At 67.5% G+C, this 16,814-nt stretch carries 16 protein-coding genes; 5 read left to right on the forward strand and 11 right to left on the reverse strand.

Going from position 1 to position 16,814, the window contains the following annotated elements; translation table 11 throughout:
• Positions 1-22: 22 nt before the first annotated feature.
• The gene (locus Q9R39_RS08825; protein WP_159371539.1) at positions 23-424 is read right to left on the reverse strand and encodes an SRPBCC family protein; all 402 of its coding nucleotides are present in this window, start codon (positions 422-424) and stop codon (positions 23-25) included.
• 61 nt (positions 425-485) lie between these two features.
• Complete coding sequence (locus Q9R39_RS08830; protein WP_159371540.1) at positions 486-1,211, reverse strand: GAF and ANTAR domain-containing protein; 726 nt, start codon at positions 1,209-1,211, stop codon at positions 486-488.
• A 161-nt stretch (positions 1,212-1,372) separates the two neighbouring features.
• Between Q9R39_RS08830 and Q9R39_RS08835 the strand changes: the two genes are divergently transcribed.
• Positions 1,373-2,107, forward strand: a complete 735-nt coding sequence (locus Q9R39_RS08835) for a cutinase family protein (RefSeq protein WP_238994951.1) — start codon at positions 1,373-1,375, stop codon at positions 2,105-2,107.
• Between the two features lie 7 nt (positions 2,108-2,114).
• On the opposite strand, the gene Q9R39_RS08840 is transcribed toward Q9R39_RS08835, so the two are convergent.
• Both Q9R39_RS08840 and Q9R39_RS08845 read right to left on the reverse strand, forming a co-directional pair.
• Positions 2,115-2,396 carry a hypothetical protein gene (locus Q9R39_RS08840; protein ID WP_065632445.1) on the reverse strand — a complete coding sequence of 94 codons (282 nt, stop codon included), beginning with the start codon at positions 2,394-2,396 and terminating at the stop codon, positions 2,115-2,117.
• 416 nt (positions 2,397-2,812) lie between these two features.
• Positions 2,813-3,487: a TetR/AcrR family transcriptional regulator gene (locus tag Q9R39_RS08845; RefSeq protein WP_311277341.1), complete on the reverse strand. Its 675-nt coding sequence runs from the start codon at positions 3,485-3,487 to the stop codon at positions 2,813-2,815.
• Between the two features lie 277 nt (positions 3,488-3,764).
• On the opposite strand from Q9R39_RS08845, the gene Q9R39_RS08850 reads away from it, so the two are divergent.
• The 3 genes from Q9R39_RS08850 to Q9R39_RS08860 all read left to right on the forward strand — a co-directional run bounded on the left by Q9R39_RS08850 (position 3,765) and on the right by Q9R39_RS08860 (position 7,065).
• Positions 3,765-4,790, forward strand: coding sequence for an alpha/beta hydrolase (locus Q9R39_RS08850; protein ID WP_311277342.1), 1,026 nt, complete (start codon positions 3,765-3,767; stop codon positions 4,788-4,790).
• Between the two features lie 64 nt (positions 4,791-4,854).
• Positions 4,855-5,952, forward strand: a complete 1,098-nt coding sequence (locus tag Q9R39_RS08855; protein ID WP_211539798.1) for a Rieske 2Fe-2S domain-containing protein — start codon at positions 4,855-4,857, stop codon at positions 5,950-5,952.
• Between the two features lie 27 nt (positions 5,953-5,979).
• Positions 5,980-7,065 carry a dihydrodipicolinate reductase gene (locus tag Q9R39_RS08860; protein WP_311277343.1) on the forward strand — a complete coding sequence of 362 codons (1,086 nt, stop codon included), beginning with the start codon at positions 5,980-5,982 and terminating at the stop codon, positions 7,063-7,065.
• A 7-nt stretch (positions 7,066-7,072) separates the two neighbouring features.
• Here the strand turns inward: Q9R39_RS08860 and Q9R39_RS08865 are convergent, their stop codons facing one another.
• The 3 genes from Q9R39_RS08865 to Q9R39_RS08875 all read right to left on the reverse strand — a co-directional run bounded on the left by Q9R39_RS08865 (position 7,073) and on the right by Q9R39_RS08875 (position 10,122).
• Entirely contained in the window at positions 7,073-8,005 is a 933-nt protein-coding gene (locus Q9R39_RS08865; protein ID WP_211539795.1) for an oxidoreductase, read from the reverse strand.
• A 70-nt stretch (positions 8,006-8,075) separates the two neighbouring features.
• The gene (locus tag Q9R39_RS08870; RefSeq protein WP_211539793.1) at positions 8,076-9,434 is read right to left on the reverse strand and encodes a styrene monooxygenase/indole monooxygenase family protein; all 1,359 of its coding nucleotides are present in this window, start codon (positions 9,432-9,434) and stop codon (positions 8,076-8,078) included.
• A 127-nt stretch (positions 9,435-9,561) separates the two neighbouring features.
• Entirely contained in the window at positions 9,562-10,122 is a 561-nt protein-coding gene (locus Q9R39_RS08875) for a dihydrofolate reductase family protein (protein ID WP_078114005.1), read from the reverse strand.
• A gap of 138 nt (positions 10,123-10,260) precedes the next feature.
• Here Q9R39_RS08875 and Q9R39_RS08880 point away from each other — a divergent pair, with 138 nt between their 5' ends.
• Entirely contained in the window at positions 10,261-12,492 is a 2,232-nt protein-coding gene (locus Q9R39_RS08880; protein WP_159371545.1) for an acyltransferase family protein, read from the forward strand.
• Between the two features lie 17 nt (positions 12,493-12,509).
• Here the strand turns inward: Q9R39_RS08880 and Q9R39_RS08885 are convergent, their stop codons facing one another.
• The 4 genes from Q9R39_RS08885 to Q9R39_RS08900 all read right to left on the reverse strand — a co-directional run bounded on the left by Q9R39_RS08885 (position 12,510) and on the right by Q9R39_RS08900 (position 16,811).
• Entirely contained in the window at positions 12,510-13,586 is a 1,077-nt protein-coding gene (locus Q9R39_RS08885; RefSeq protein WP_159371546.1) for an ABC transporter ATP-binding protein, read from the reverse strand.
• Entirely contained in the window at positions 13,583-15,181 is a 1,599-nt protein-coding gene (locus Q9R39_RS08890) for an iron ABC transporter permease (protein ID WP_226514175.1), read from the reverse strand. The genes Q9R39_RS08885 and Q9R39_RS08890 overlap by 4 nt, the downstream gene beginning before the upstream one ends.
• Entirely contained in the window at positions 15,135-16,106 is a 972-nt protein-coding gene (locus tag Q9R39_RS08895) for an extracellular solute-binding protein (RefSeq protein ID WP_058249930.1), read from the reverse strand. The genes Q9R39_RS08890 and Q9R39_RS08895 overlap by 47 nt, the downstream gene beginning before the upstream one ends.
• 189 nt (positions 16,107-16,295) lie before the next feature.
• On the reverse strand, positions 16,296-16,811 hold the full coding sequence (locus Q9R39_RS08900) for a vancomycin high temperature exclusion protein (protein ID WP_058249929.1): 516 nt from the start codon (positions 16,809-16,811) through the stop codon (positions 16,296-16,298).
• Positions 16,812-16,814: the final 3 nt, after the last annotated feature.

Genomic DNA, 16,814 nt, shown 5'->3' on the forward strand with positions numbered 1-16,814 from the left:
GCCGGTTCGACCCGGTTCGACACTAGGCCGGGCCGGCCGTCTCCAGCAGCGATTTCAGTTGTGCGAGATCCTTTTCCACCATCTGGGTGTCGCGGTCGAACTCGTCGTCGGACATGGCCAGCTGCCGGATCGTGAAGACGACTTCGGCACCTTCTGGATGTGCCAGCACCCGAAGCGGATTGAGCACGGTGTCCCCGGCGGGAAGCACCACCTCGTGGTCGACGACGCCGAGTCCGTTCCGCGGGACGAACCGGACGGTCACGGTGCCCATCGGCGACTCCACGAGCAACTCGTCACCCCGCCGGACCACCTCCGACTTCGCCAGCCCTGCGGCCCACCGCGGCAGGTTGTCGGGTTCGGCCGCGAAGTCGTAGACCCTCGCGGGTTCGGCGTTGATGACCACACTCACGTGCCGGCTGCGCATGTGGCCAACGTAGTCGTGACAGCATGCTGCCGCCTACCGATCCCGACGCCGATCTGCCCGGTCAGGAGAGCGACCCTGCGTCCCCCTCGGTGGGCTCGGCCAGTTCCCTCTCGATGAGCTGTTCGGCGACCTTGGCCAGCGGCGTGTTGGTGTCCTGGGACAGGCGTCGGAGCAGAGCGAAGGCGGCGACCGCATCGATGCGGAAGCGGTACATGATCATGCCCTTGGCCTGACCGATGATGTCCCGGCTGGCCAACGCACTGCGGAAGTGTTGTTGCTGCCGCGCGGCACGCAATGCCAGGGCGGCGTGGGTCGCGAACAACAGGCCGACTTCCAGGGACTCGTCGCCGAAGGCGTCGGGCGTATCGGCGAACATGTTGAGCGCGCCGATGGTCCCCTTGTCGGTGAACAGCTTGAACGACAGGCTGGACCGCAGCGGACTCTCGTCGAGGATGCGAGCGGAGAAGGCGGGGAATCGCTCGTCGCGGGCGATGTCGTTCACGAGCACGGTGTGGTGATCCCAGGCCGCTTGCAGGCACGGACCCTCACCCGTTTCCTTCTGGATTCGGTCGGCCAGGTTCATCAGCGGGTCGGTGGGCGCCAGCGTGTCGAAGTTGTTCTTCTGATCGACCACGAGAACGCCGGCGTACTGCGCACCGGGGACGTACTCGACGGCACCGGCGGTGACCGAGGGCAGCACCTCGGCCGACGTGTCCTCCGTGGACTCGGGAACGGCATGCATCTGCCGCGCCAGCTCGGCGATCTTGAAATGGACGTCTGTTGCCACCGGCACTCAACCTCGATTCGATGCGCCGGATCAGCCCGGCGAACCCCGTGATTCTACAAACCTCTCATACGTTCAACCCGGTTGTTCGTGCCGAACCGACTCTCGGATGGCCCTGGATCGGCTCAATCTTTGGGACGATCAGGCCCTTATCCCCGCGCGAGATGATCTCTACCATTGGCCTGGTGATCAAACGGTTCAGTGTCTCCGTCCTCTGTGTCATCGCGGCGATCACGGGGGCGGTGGCCGTCGGCACGCCCACGGCGCAGGCCGCACCATCGTGCTCCGACGTCGAGGTCGTGTTCGCACGCGGAACCGTGGAGACCTCTCCGCCGCTGGGCCTCACCGGGATCTCCTTCGTCGAGGCCGTTCGCTCGCAGCTGCCGGGCAAGTCCGTCAGCGCCTACGGCGTCAAGTACCCGGCCAGCGACCAGTTCAACAACCGGCTGAAGTTCGCGCGCACGGTGGCCGACGGCGTCCGCACCACCCAGAACCGCATCAAGTACCTGGCCGCGAAGTGCCCGGACACCAAGGTCGTCCTCGGCGGCTACTCCCAGGGCGCCGTCGTCGCCGGCTACGCCGTCCACGCCGGGCTGGACCTGCCCGCCCGGTACGCCGCCTACGACCGGTTCGTGCCGCCGCCGCTGCCGGCGAACATGGCGCGCAACGTCGCCGCGATCGTGCTCTACGGCGCACCGTCGGATCGCTTCATCGACGACATCGGCGCTCCCCCGGTCAAGGTGGCCGCACCGTACCGCAGCCGCACCGTTCGCTACTGCATCCCCGGCGACACCATCTGCGACGGCGCGCCGGTCGGCGGGCCGAATGCCCTGCACGTGCTCTACTCGGTCAACGGCATGACGCTCGAGGGCGCCCGGTACGCGGCCCGGCGGGTCTGAGCTCGGTTCAGAAGTCCGGCGCAGGCACGACTTTCGCGAAGGTCCTGCTGGCGTCGGACTTCTCCGCTTCGTAGACGAGAGCCAGTTCGGCGCGCTCGAAGTTCTGGAACCACTCGTCCCAGGTGATGTGCTCGAGGTCGCCGTCGACCGCACCGTCGAAGTCGATGCGGAGCATTCCTGTTCCGCCGACGCTCCGGATGTCGCGAACGCGGGCGGGCACACCCCGGTGGGTGGTCGCCCACTCTCGGATCTCGTCGTGATCGCGCGTCGTCCTGCAGTGAGACCCCATCGGTCGTCTCCTATCGTGCCGCACCGAAACCCACCATTGGGCATCGCGGTCCGTGGACCGCCCTGTCCTTGTCTCGGCGTCCGGGCGTCCGACGTCAACCGCTGATCGGTGCGCTGTTCATACCCAGGACAGGCTCTCGTCAACCCTGCGTGACCCGGGATGTCAGGGCGCGGCTCGGAGCGAGACGGTGAGATCGAAATGGTCGAAGGCGCGTGGCATCTCGACGTCGCCGCCGCGCACACGTGGCGCGAGCACGTTGTCGTCGGTAGCGTCGGCCTCTCGACGGCCGCCCGCGTCCGCCAGGCCGCCTCGTGGAATAGCCCGCGGGACAGCGAGCGAAACCGGCACCGGTCATGCGCAATCCACTGGTCGGCGATGCCCCCCGAGCGCGGAGTTTGACCCGTCGGGGCGGTTCCTCAGCCCGCGAGCAGCGCGACGATGGCCTTCGCCAGGCCACGTCGGGCCAGCTGCTGGTCCTGGAAGGTGCCGAGTTGCTTCTCCGACACCAGGCCTCGCATGGCCCCGGGCAGGAACGCCGCGACCTCGCGCACCCGCTCCGGATCGACGTCGAGGTCGGCGAATGCACGCTGGCACGAATCGATCCACGACGGCCCCCACGACGCGAACTCGGCGGCGGTCTTGGGAAACATCCGACGCAACTCGTCCGGATCGCGCGGCAGGGCCGCCCGCAGGGTCTCGATCGCGCGGGATTCGGGCGCGGTCAGTCCGTCGTACATGAGGTCGACGATGGCCGCAACCCGCTCTGCCAGTGGCGCATCGGGTTTCACACTCATCGGGAGGTCGCCACGATGTTCCGCGGTCCGATGAAGCACCGCCGCCCACAGGCCGTCGATGTCGTCGAACTGGTACTTGACCGCGCCCCACGTCGCGCCGATGTCCTTGGCGATCCGGTTGCCCGACACGGAGGCGGGGTCGCCGGTGGCCAACGAGGCGAGCGCGGCGTCGAGCATCGCCTCGCGCGTCGCCTGGCCGCGCCTGTTCGCCCGCCTCGGGACGCCGGCAGTACCGCTGTCGGGGATACCGGCGTCCGCGGACCGTGTGTCGGAGAAGCGGGAGTCACCGGAGACCATGGCTGCCGATCGTAGTCGGACCGTTCACGGCCACGACGCTCCACCGACGCCCTGACCGGCGAGATGTTTGGCGATCGTTCGCTCGGCTACCCGTCCGATCACCCGATGGCGACGAACTGCGGACGACCGATGGATGGGCCGGCGCTCGGCCGGTTCGACACAACCCGACATATGGCACAAACCGTGATTCCGAAACACTCGGAACACATCGCGTGGATTTGTATCATCAAGGCCTCCTGTGACACTTGTCACAGGAGGCGGGGGCGAGGAGGACGACATGATTTCCACCGGTGTACTGGGTTCGGCCCGACACACCCTGGCCGGTTTCTCGCCGGCCGAGGCGCGTCGGCGACTGCGCAACCGTGAGTACGTGGACGCCCTCTTCAACAGCCGCGAACCCGAACGAACCTCATGGGCGGTCACCGACGACGGCGCACGGCTGCGTGTGGTTCACCACGGCCCCGCAGACGCACCCGTCCTGGTCCTCGTGCACGGCTGGTCATGTTGCGTGGAGTACTGGAATCCGCAGGTCAACGCCCTTGCCGAGCGCTACCACGTAATCGCCTACGATCAGCGCGGACACGGCGAGAGCACCTGGGGCAAACGGAAATTCGACGCCGACGTGCTGGCGGACGATCTGTCCACCGTGGTGTCCCAGACGATCCCCGACACTTCCAAGGCGGTCTTCGTCGGCCACAGCATGGGCGGCATCACCCTGCAGGCGTGGGCGCACCGACATCGCGGCCAGGCCGAGGCTCGAGCGGCGGCAATGATCCTCGCCAACACCACCTGGGGCGGCATCGCCACGGAGAGCCGCATACTGCCGCTCGTGAACGGCCCGATCAAGGCGCCGCTGTGGCTGCTCCAGATGGCGCTGTCCATACCGGTTCCGTTCCCGGGAGATCGGTTCACGCGGAGCGTCATCCGGCATCGCATCCTGAACGGCCGATCGGCGACCGTCGATCACGCCGCTTTCGTTCTCGCGATGACCCGCTCGTGCTCGCCCAGCTCCCGCGCGAAGTCCGCCGTGGCCCTTCTCCAGTTGGCGATGGGACCCGCCGGCGCCGACGCCATCACCGTGCCGACCACGGTCATCGGCGGTCGGCACGACCTCCTTCTCCCGCACGCGATGACCCAGCGCATCGCGCATGCCCTGTCGATTCGCGGCTACCTCGATCGCCTGGTCGTCCTCGACACCGGTCACGCGTCGAACATCGAGGCCGCCGAGGACTTCACGGCCGAGATCCATCGGGTCATGCAATCCGCGTCACCGAGTCCGGAGCTCGCCGAAACCGCCAGCTGACCAGGCACGGCCTTTTTCATAGACCCCTCTTGCATTCTCGTCGCGCGGGACCTACGGTTGCCGCATGGCGAGAACGCCGCTGTCGATGACACCCACCGGTTGGTTCCAGGTCGCCTGGTGCTCGGAGATCCCGGTCGGGGCGGTCCACACGATGAAGTACTTCGGGCGCGAGATGGTCGCCTGGCGGTCGCGGTCGGGCCGGGTCTCGGTGTTCGACGCCTATTGCGAACATCTCGGCGCCCACCTCGGCCACGGCGGCCATGTCGAGGGCGAGAACTTGGTCTGCCCGTTCCACGGCTGGGAGTGGAATCGCGAGGGGCGCAACGTCTGCATCCCGTACGAGAAACATCCCAATCGTGGGCGACGAATCCGCAGCTATCCGGTCGTCGAGCGCAACGAGGCCATCTGGATCTGGCACGACATCGAGGGTCGTCCACCGCATTTCGACGTTCCCGACATCTTCGGCGACTTCGACGACGATCGCACCGCCGCCGACTACTACCCGCCGGTGCCCGCGGCCACCCTCTTCCGGCCGGGACTCGAGATCCACCCGCAGTACATCATGGAGAACGGCGTCGACTTCGCCCACTTCAAGTTCGTCCACAAGACCCCGTTCATGCCGGAATTCACCCGGCACGACTTCGCCGGTCCGGTGTCCCACGTCGACTTCACCATCGCATTCGAGGACGGCGCGACACTCGAGAACGCCACCAGTGGAGTCGAATCCATCAACGCCGGGCTCGGGTGTTCGGTGACCAAGAGCTGGGGCATGGTCGACAATCGCACCATGCCGGCGGTCACCCCGGTCGACGAGCACACCTCCGACGTCCGGTTCACCGTGTGGATCGGCCGCAAACCGGGCGAGGAGACCGGCGAGATCACCCGCTACGGCACCGTCATGGCCGACCTCGTCATCGAGCAGTTCGCCGCCGACATCGACATCTGGGCGCACCAGCGCTACTCCGACCCGCCCGCGTTGTCCCGCAGGGAGTTCGAGGGCTTCACCGCACTTCGCAAGTGGGCGCGGCAGTTCTACCCCGACGGCGGCCCCGACGATGCCGATCCGTCGTCGTCGAGCGGAGCGGTGCTGCCACAAGGCGATGACTTCGTCCGCATCCGCCGTTCCGAGCTCGAGGCGCTACGCGCCGCCACGCAGTCCTGACATACGTTCAGCCCGAGAGGATCTGTCATGACCACCACCGAACGAATCCGGGTCTTCCAGGTCGCCACCGGCAATCTGGGCACCGAGATGATCGGGCGCATCCAGTCGCATCCCGACCTCGAACTGGTTGGGCTGCATTGTTATACGCCAGACAAGATCGGCCGCGACGCCGGTGAGATCGTCGGGCTCGACCCGATCGGGGTGACGGCCACCGGCACGGTCGAGGAGATCATCGCCGCCCGTCCGGATGTCCTCACCTTCCACGGCGTCTTCCCCGACGAGGACCTCTACGTCCAGGTTCTCGAGGCCGGGATCAACGTCGTGACCACGGCGGACTGGATCACCGGATTCCATCGCGATACCAATCACCCGCACCACTCCGGACGCAAGGTCAGCGAGGTGATCGCCGAGGCCTGCGAGCGCGGCGGCGCGACCTTCTACGGCACCGGCATGAACCCCGGTCTGGCGCAGATCCTCGGCATCGTGCACACCGCCGATGTGGCCGACATCGAGAACGTGAAGGTCATCGAGTCCGTCGACGTCTCCTGCCACCACTCCGTGGACACCTGGAAGGCGGTGGGTTACCGCTTGCCCGTGGACGATCCGAGCATCCCCGACTCGCTGTACAAGTACACCGCGGTGTTCGCGGACTCCGTCTACCTGATGGCCGACGCCTTCGACCTCGAACTCGACGAGGTGGCGTTCTCCTACGAACTGGGCGCCTGCACCAAGGACGTCGACCTCGGCTGGTATCAGCTCCCGGAGGGTTCGCTGGGCGGCAGCTACATCAAGTACCAGGGCATGGTCGACGGTGTGGCGCGCGTCGAATCCCACCTCGAATGGCAGATGACACCGCACACCGATCCGTCGTGGAACATCCAGGCCTGCTACATCACCCAGGTGACCGGCGACCCGAACATCTACTCCAAGCACATGATCTTCCCGCGTAAGGGCTTCGACCTCAGCAAGCCGGAGAACTTCGCATCCATCGGCATGACCGTCACCGGACTCCCGGCCCTCAACTCGATCACGTCGGTCGTCGCGGCCGCGCCGGGCATCGTGACGAGCGCCGACCTCCCGCTGCGGTCGTTCGCCGGGCGGTTCGCGATCTGACGAGAGGTCAGCCGAGGTCGATCGTCACCCCGGTGAGTTCGGCACCGATGTCCCACAACCGCGCCGCGACGTCGCGGTCCTTCGCCTTCGCCGACGGCTCAACCAGCACCGGAGGGCCGGCGAGCCCGAAACCGCCCACCGGACCGTAGTATTCGCCGCCCTGCGCCTTCGGGTCGGTGCCGGCGCGGAGGACCGACAACGCCCCGTCGGGCGGGTCCATGATGAAACGGTCGGTGAGCCATCGCAGCGAGGACGCGTGATAGGCCCACTGCAGGAACCGGCTCTGCTCGCGCATCACGCCGGTGCGGGTTCCGCCCGGGTGCGCGGCGAGCGAGATCGCCGGCGCCTCCGCGCTTCTCATCCGACGATCGAGTTCGAGGGCGAACAGCATCTGGGCGAGCTTCGCCCGCGAGTAGGCACCGGCGCTGGTGAACGCACGGTCCATCGGGAGGTCCGTGAAGTCGATGTTCCCGGCTCGGTGCGCGTGACTGCCGACGGTGACCACCCGCCCGGCGTCGGCTGCCAGGATCAGATCCATCAGCCGGCCGGTGAGTGCGTAATGACCGAGATAGTTGGTCCCGAAGTCCATCTCGAACCCGTCCGGGGTGAGTTCGTGCCGCGCCCGCATGACGCCGGCATTGTTCACCAGCAGATCGACGGTCGCGTGCCGGCGTCGGATCTCCTCGGCCGCGGATCGCACGGAATCCAGACTCGCCAGATCGAGATCGACGATCTCCACCTCGGCGCCCGGGACCTTCGTGACGATGTCGTCGCGGGCCTCCGCAGACGTTTGAGGATTGCGGCACGCCAGCACGACGCGAGCGCCCAGAGTCGCCAGCCCGAGCGCGATCTCGCGCCCGATCCCCGAGTTCGCCCCGGTCACCACCGCGACCCGTCCGGTTTGCGGAGGCGCGTCGGCCAACGTCCACCCCGACTTCACATCTGCCCCCTCCGGCACCGGCTCGAACGACGATGTTGTTCGTATCACATGGCGCCGGAGGGAGCGAGAGTCAGGCGCTCACGGCCTCCGGGGTGGCGCTGCTGAATTGTCCGGCGGGCGCGAAGCGGGCGAGGACCTCGTCGTGCGGCTCTCCGGCCACCGCGGCGATGAAGCCCTCCACGTCCTCGCGGGTCCGCAGACCGAGCAGTGGATTCGGTTCGGAGAGGAGACCGAACAGGGCCGACGCGATGGCGGGACTGACGGCGGCAGCCGGAAACGACAACTCCAGGTGGGTCGCGTAGTCGGGGTCGCCCAGGTAGAGCCGGGTGACCTCGACCGCGGCCCGTCCGCGTCGCTCCCAGTGCTTCTCGAATTCCGCCGACAGCCATTCGGCGGTGAACTCACCCTCGTGGTCCCGTGCGGCCTTGACGAGTTCGGCGACCTGGAACAGCGTGTTGGCTGCCCCCTGGCCCGCGACCGGGTCGACGGCGATCGCGGTGTCACCGATCGCCGCGACCGGATGTCCACCCGCGGTGGTCGCGACAGCCTGCCGGACAGTCGGGGTGACCGCGCCCTTGAGCCACGAGACCGGATCGGACTCGATGACCTCGAGCTGGTCGATGACCGGTGCGTCCTCCGGGAAGTACTCCGCGAAGATGCCGGAGATCGTCTGCCGGGCGGACACCGCGTCGTGGACGTCGTCGAGCCGGGCCGCCCACGCTCCGTCGGGCTTGGCGAAGACGATGAACGACCACGTCGGCCCGGCATCTTTGTGCAGGAACGGTCCGACGAAGATCTCCCCGTTCTGGGCATCGAGGTTGAACAGCGAGTGCTCGCCGCCCGCGCTGCTGCGGTAGGCGAAGGACTCCGGGCCGTGGTCGACGCCGGTCAGGGTGACCTGCAGCAGACGACGCTGCGGTTCCCGGTAATGCGTGCGTGACTCGTCGACCGGGAACAGCGTCGACAGTCCGCCCTTGCCGGTGGCGACGAGGGTGATGTCGGCGTCGGCGGCGATCGCGTCGAGACGGTCGAGGCCGATCTGCCCCACCTCGAATCGTCCACCGCGGTCCAGGAACCGGGCCAGGCGGTCGTCGGCACGCAGGCGCAGGTCGACAGCCTGTGCGACGTAGCCGTAGTCCGGGTTGAACTCGAGAACCGCGGCGCGCTCGTCGCCGCTGCCGGAGTACAACCGGGCGCTGATGCCGGTGGTGTTGCTGACCTCGTACAGGTCCTCGATGATCTCGGCATCCCACTCGCGGGACTTGCCGAACAGGACACCGACACCGGTCGGCGGCACCTTGTCGCGCAACGACTCGCGGTCCCGGTCGCTGTATAGCGTGACGTCGAACCCGGCGTCGAGGAAGCCGAGGGCGGCGCTGGTCCCGGCCAGCCCGGCCCCGATGATCGCGACCGATCGTCGTGCTGTCATGAATGGATCTCCCCTGGTTGTCGGCGTGGAATGACTGCTCGACAGCGTGCCGGGGCGATCGGTGTGGCTGAAGGGTTAGACGCACCGAGAACGAATCGGCGCGTCGGCGCCGGCTCGGGTGGGGACGCTACGCGTCGTCGCGAACCCGGCGGTACCGCTCGTAGATCACCTGTCCGCCGTAGGTCCGGGTCTCGGCGAGCGACAGCCGGATCGTGTCGGCGACCGGCGGCAGCAACGGGGTACCGCCACCGACGATGACCGGGTAGCGGAAGATGCGGAACTCGTCGACGAATCCGAGTTCGATTGCCTGCCGGGCCAAGTCGGCGCCGCCGATCTCCACGTCACCGTCGGTCGAGTCCAGCACCGCGGTGAGCTCGTCGGCCAGCGATCCCTGCGCCAACCGCGCGTTGCCCTCGACCGACGTGAGGGTGCGGCTGAAGACCACCTTGGGCAGCGCCGACCAGATGTCGGCGAACGCGGCATCCGCGTCGTTCTCACGCATCCGCGGGTCGGTCTCCCAGACCAGCATCGTCTCGTAGAGCCGTCGCCCGCACACGAAGGCACCGAGTTCGCCGACCCGTTCGGTGTGGAAGGCGAACAGATCGTCAGAGGGGACCGACCAGTTGAAGTTGCCGTCGCGGTCGGAGATGAAGCCGTCCACCGAGACGCCCATCGACAAGAGCAGCATGCGGGGATGTTACGACGCCTCGCCGACACAGTCGCGGACTCCGACGCAGCAGGTGAATCCACGAGTCTGCTGTGAGGTCCGACGACACCCCGCTCGTGCCAGGCTTCCCTCAGGTGCGGGCAAGTACCATCGCCCTCTGTGCGTACGCCCCTGACCGATGCGACACCCGTCGCAACCCCGAACGAGGACGCCGCGACCGGCAACACGTCCGGGTACCGGCTGGACCTCGACGGGCTGCGCGGCATCGCGATCGCGCTGGTCGCGATCTTCCATGTCTGGTTCGGCCGGGTGTCCGGCGGCGTCGACGTCTTCCTGACCCTGTCCGGTTACTTCTTCGTCGCGTCTCTGCTCAAGCACGTCCTGGCGACCCAGCCCACGACGAGTTCCTGGGGCGCGGCGATCAATCCGTGGCCGCGATTCTCCCGGCTCCTGCGCCGGTTGCTGCCCGCTCTGCTGCTGGTCCTCGCGGTCACCGCCGGACTGATCGCGCTGATCATGCCGACGACGCGTTGGGGACCGCTCGGGGCCGAACTGCAGGCCAGTGCCCTGTACTACCAGAACTGGCACCTCGCGTTCGAGTCGCAGGACTACGCGGCCGCCGACTCCGCGAACAGCCCGATGCAGCATCTCTGGTCCATGTCGATGCAGGGCCAGTTCTTCGTCCTCACCCTCGTCTGCGCGCTGGCACTGGGCGCGGTGCTGCGTGCCCTCGGCCGGCGATCCGCATTCTTCGCCGACCCCAAGGTGGTCCGTGGAGTCGTCGGGATCGCGCTCGGCGTCGTCGCACTGGGCTCCTTCGCGTGGGCCAACTACCGCCACGGGATCAACCAGCCCTTCACCTACTACGACACCGTGGCCCGTCTGTGGGAACCGCTCGTGGGCGGACTCCTCGCGGTGTGGATGCCGCGGATCGCGCTGTCGCAGCGGGTGCGTGACCTACTGGGACTCGTGGCCCTGGGCCTTATCGTGACGTGTGGCTGGTGGATCGCCGGCGTCCAGGAATACCCCGCGGCGTGGGCGCTCGTCCCCGTGGGAGCGACGCTGATCCTCATCTGGGTCGGCTCGTCCCAGACCGCCCCCATCGATCAGGCCCCCGTCGATCAGAAGACGGCGTCCGGCCAGACCTCGATCCGATCCGGGGTGAGCCGCGGTCTCGCCCATCCCCGGCTGGTGTGGCTGGGCTCGATCGCCTACGCGCTGTATCTGTGGCACTGGCCGCTGCTCATCTTCTACCTGGCGTGGCGCTATCAGGACGATGTCTCGTGGTTCGAGGGCACCGCCATCCTGGCCGTGTCCGTGCTGCTCGCCTGGCTGACCACGAAGTACGTCGAGGCGCCGCTGCGTGCCGGGTCGGCGAAGCGGAAGCAGTCCCCGGTGCCGCCCGATGCCGATGGCGTGGTCGCGCGGCCGCCGTTCGAGAAGACCAGAGGCTACCGGCGCGCCCTCGTCGCGGTACTGGTCGTCATCAGCGTCGCAGCCGGCGCCGCCGCGGTGACCTGGCAGCGCGACGCCGCCAACGCCACCCTCGACACCCAGAACCTCGACCCACGGCTGTACCCGGGTGCGCGGGCATTCCTCGACGGCGCTCCGGTACCGAACGTGACCGCACAACCGAGTCCCCAAGTCGTCGACATGGACTGGCCGATCACCTCCTACGACTCGATCATCAGCGGCTGGAAGGACCCGTCCATCAAGGTCGGGTACTACGGCAACGTGAACGCCACCCGAACCATCGCGCTGGTCGGCGGTTCGCATGCGGAACAGTGGATCACCGCGCTCGACGCCATCGGCAAGCGCCACGACTTCCGCGTGACCACCTACCTCAAGGTCGGGTGCGCCCTCACGACCGAGCACGTGTTCACGTGGTTCGGCCAGAAGTACTACCAGTGCAACGACTGGTCGCGTCGCGTCATGGAGCGGCTCGCCGTCGACAAGCCGGATGTCGTGTTCACCAACAGCACCCGGCCCGTCGAGTCGGGCGACGGCGACTACGTCCCCAAGGACTACGAAGAGATCTTCGCCGAGTTCCGCGACCGCGGGCAGCGGGTCGTCGCGGTCCGCGACAACCCCTGGGCGACCGGACAACTCAAGCCGCCGGAGTGTCTCGCCAGCGGACGCAAACCCGAGGTGTGCGGCGTGCCCCGAGCACAGGCGATGGCGCCGGCCGACCCCGCCGCCGCGCTCGCCGGCGAGTTCCCCAACATGAGCTTCCTCGACTACACCGACGCCATGTGCGACGACGAGTACTGCCCCGCGGTCGTCGGGAACATCCTGGTGTGGCACGACTTCCACCACTTGTCGGCGACCTTCGTCCGCAGCCTCATCCCTGCCGTCGAAGCCGATCTACAGCGGTCGCTGGGTTGGTGGTGAGCGGACGGCACGCCACCTCAGTGCCGCTCGCGAAAGTGCACCGGCCGTCGTTGCCGGTACTCGACGACGGTGCCGGCCGGACGATGCCATCCCGGCTCGGCCCGAACGGTCAACTCGACCGCGGGGCAGCCGGATTCGACCGGAGGCACCGATACTCGGACGTCCACGTGGTCACCGCGAGGTCGTACCGCGAGCACCTCTGCGCAACCGACATTCGCGACGCCGGATACGATCTCCAGGTCCCCGGGCCGCAGCATCACCACTCCTGCCCCGTGGCCCGGCCGGCGAATGCGTAACCGTCCTGCCGCGCACGAGACCTCGCCGTCGTCGGCTTCGCCCGGCAGATCCGTCATCTCCCCGAACATGCGCGCGACCTCCGCGTCGACGGGCTCGAGGTAGATCTCCTCGGGTGTCCCGACCTGGCGCACGCAACCCGCCATCAACACCACGACGTGGTCGGCCATCGCCATCGCCTCCTCACGGTCGTGAGTGACCAACAGCCCACTCGAACCCTCCGCCAGGATCGTGGCCCGGACATGCTCGCGCAGCTGCGTCCTCAGCTGGGCATCAAGTGCCGAAAACGGTTCGTCCAGCCCGATGACAGCTGGTCGGGGTGCGAGCGCGCGGGCCAGTGCCACCCGTTGGCGCTGACCGCCGGACAGCGAATCGGGCCGTCGATCGCCGAACTCCTCCAGCCCGACCACGTCGAGCAACTCAGCAATCCGGGCCGCCCGGCCGGGCATACGTCTCCACCAGGGACCGAGTCCGAACCCGACGTTGCCCGCGACGGTCAGATTGTCGAACAGCGCCCCCTCTTGTGGCACCAACCCGAACCTCCGACGTTCGGGTCGAACCCCCACCGGGCGGGTTCGGGCAGAGCCGGCCGAGGCGACCTCGACACCGTCGATCTCGATGCGACCCGCTCGGATCGGCTCGAGACCCGCGATCGCGCGCAACAGGGTCGTCTTACCGCAGCCCGATGGACCGATGACCGCCGTGATCGACCCGGCGGGAACGTGAAAGGACACGCCGTCGAGAACGGTCGTGCTGCCGTACACGACCGAGACGTCGTCTACACGAACCGCGTTCCTCATGCGTGGCGTGCCCTTCCGAACAGTGCGGACAGCGCCGCGGTGGGTAGCGACGAGACGACGATCAGAACCAACCCGAGGACGGCTGCGCGACCGTAACTCAAGTCGTTGTTCAGACTCCACATATCCGTTGCGAGAGTTCGTGTTCCGATCGGGGCAAGCATCAAGGTGGCGGGTAGTTCCTTGGCAACCGACAAGAACGCGAGAGCGGAGCCGGCCATGATCGCCGGCATCACCAACGGGAGTTGCACACGCACCGCGGTCGTCAGCGGTCCCGCACCGAGAGTGCGCGAGACCTCGGACACCGCACACGGGATGGAGTCGACACCGGATCGGATCGGACCCAGACAGACCGGCAGGAACAGGACCGCATAGGTGGCGATGAGCATCGTGGCGGTGAGGTAGAGGTCCGGGACGACGCGGGTGCCCAAGAAGACCATCGAGAGCGCAACGGTCACACCCGGCAACGTATAACCGAGGTAGGACACGGCCTCGACAGTGTCCCCGGTCCTGCTACGCGGACGAGATATGAAGAATGCCAACGGCAATGCGAGAAGGGCGATGACGATGGCCGCCTGTACCGAGAGCAACGTCGTGGTCCGGGCGTACGGACCCACCCAGGCCAGCAGTTCGCCGACGCTGTCGAATCCGAGCCGGCGGGACTCGCTGATCTCGCGTAACAGCCCGACGATCGGAAGGCAGACGCCCACCGCGACGGTGGCTGTGACGAGACCCCAGGCCACCGGCCGGTTCTTCGAGACCCTCGACCGCGACGGGGTGGCACTTGGATCGACGTGGCGTCGTGCTCGCCGTTCGACGACGGCGAGCGCCACCGCGACGAGTGCGAGAACCACACCGTAGAGTGCGGCGACCGAACGGTCCAGGGTTCCGTTGTAGGCGTTGTAGATCCCCACGGTGAACGGCTCGAAGCGGACGATCGCGGGTCCACCGAAATCGCTGATCGCGTACAGCGCAACCAGCAGTCCACCCGCAACGACCCCCGTGCGAACACGCGGGAGAGTCACGCGCACAAAGGCTTCGAGCGGACCACAGCCCAGAGTGCGGGCGGCATCCTCATCAGTGCGGCCGGTACCGGAAAGCAGCGCCACCGTCGGCAGCATGACCAGGGGATAACAGGCCAGGGTCAAGACGAGTGCAGCCGCCCCCAGGCCCTCGAATCCCGGGAACAGACGGGTCCACACAAAGCCCGATACGTACGAGGGGATCGCGAGCGGCGCCGCGAGTAACGCGATGACGAATGCGCGCCCGCGCCCCACCCCGCGGGACACACACCACGCCAGCACGACCCCGATGATGATCGACGCGCACGTGACGATCGCTGCGAGCTGAACCGTGCGCCAGAGAAGTTGACCGGTGCGCGGGCGGAACAGAAGCGCGGTCGCCTGATCGATCCCGATGTCGGCGACCCGAACGACGAGATAGACCGCGGGCGTGATCAACAACAGGGCGATGCAGACGCTGATCGTGCACAACAGCATTCGCCCCGGCCGGAGATGACGGCCGGGACGAATCCTGGTGTTGACCAACAGGTCAGACAGCGCCGACCTCGCGCAGCAACTCATCTGTGCCGACGACATCGGCCAGTTCGTCGAGGGCGATCTGCGGCGGTGACAGCTGCTCCAGCGTCGGCAGTCCCTCGACCGGGAGCGGCTCGTTCCCGACCACCGGGTACTCGCCCACCTCGGTGGCGAAGTAGGTCTGGGTCTCCGGCGTCAGCAACTGTCGGACGAATTCGAAGGCCTGCTCCTTGTCGGACGCGGTCTTGAGGACACCGATCGCACCCACGTTCACGAGCGCGCCCGGATCGCCGTCGGAGAAGAAGTGCAGTCGCCCGGGAACGTTCTCGATTCCCTTCTCCTGCACCTCCTGGACCCAGTAGTAGTGGTTGGTGAGTCCCGCTGCGAGTTGTCCGGTGTTCACGCCCTCCACGATGGGCCCGTTGCCCTCGAACGACTTGGGGTCGTTGGCAAGGAAGGCGGTGAGCCAAGCGCGAGCGCCATCGTCGCCGCGAGTGAGTCGGAGCGCAGTCACGAAGGACTTGAACGAGGCATTCGTGGGGGCGTAACCGACCTTGCCACGCATCTCGGGCGCGAGAAGTCCGTCGATGCCCGCCGGGAGGGTGGCCGGATCCACCTGCGCCGGATCGAAGATCAACACACGAGAGCGCGCCGACGTGGACACCCAGGTGCCGGTCTCAGACCGGTAGGCCTCGGGGACGTTCTCGGCGATGTCTGCGGGGAGGGGTTCGAGGAGTCCGGCCTCGGCAAGAGCGCCGAGCTCGCCGGCATCTTGCGCGAAGAAGAGGTCGGCCGGGCTACCGTCGCCCTCCTCCAGGATCTGCGCGGCCTTCTTGTCGTACGCCGCCGTCACCGGAACCGTCGCGTGGATTCGTTCCACCAGCGGACCCACCAGAGACTCCGAACGTCCCGAGTAGAGCACGAGCGCCTCGTCGTCGTTCGACGAATCGCTTCCTGTGCAGGCCGCGAGCAACCCGGCGGCCATGATCGCCGCCCCAGCGGTGGCGACCACTCGTCGAACCCATCGTCTTGTGTGCACTTGCCGATACTCCTCTGTTCTCGGGACACCAATGAACCTTCACCCCCGACCAAGCCAGGTAAGCCTAACCGATACTGGCGCAAGGTCGGACAAAACGGTCGTAGTCCGGTGACCGCCTGGGCGGCCGGCTTGCCCTCAGCCCACCGCGGTCAGCAGAGCACGCGGCCCGGCGAAGACCGTCTCGCGAATGTGGTTGCGGACGAGAGTCCAAGCGGGGCAGTCACATCGAGCAGCGACACCGCGCGCGTCGACGCCCTGGTCCCGGCACAACGCGATGGCCCGGCGCAGGTGGAAACCCTGCGTCACGATGACCACCTCGTCGACGCCGAACACCTCCCGGGCGCGCCGGCAGCTCGCCGCGGTGTCGAGGCCGGCCGGGTCGTCGGCGATCACCCGCGGGTTGACACCGCGTTCCTCGAGATAGCGTCGCATCACCGCTGGTTCGTTCCCAGCCTCGTCGGAACCGTTGCCCGAGTTGATGATCCGGGCGACTCCCCCGGTCCGGTACAGCTCCCGCGCCGTGTCGAGCCGCCCTCGCACGTAGTCGCCGGGCGACCCGTCGTCGTGGACGAGGGAACCCAGCACCAGCAGCGTGGACGGGCGAGCGGGTGCCGTCGCGTCGTCGATCCTGCCCACCGACGAGAAGTACATCCA

Origin of the sequence: Gordonia sp. AC31 (assembly GCF_031844505.1) — a bacterium.
Lineage (GTDB): Bacteria > Actinomycetota > Actinomycetes > Mycobacteriales > Mycobacteriaceae > Gordonia > Gordonia hongkongensis.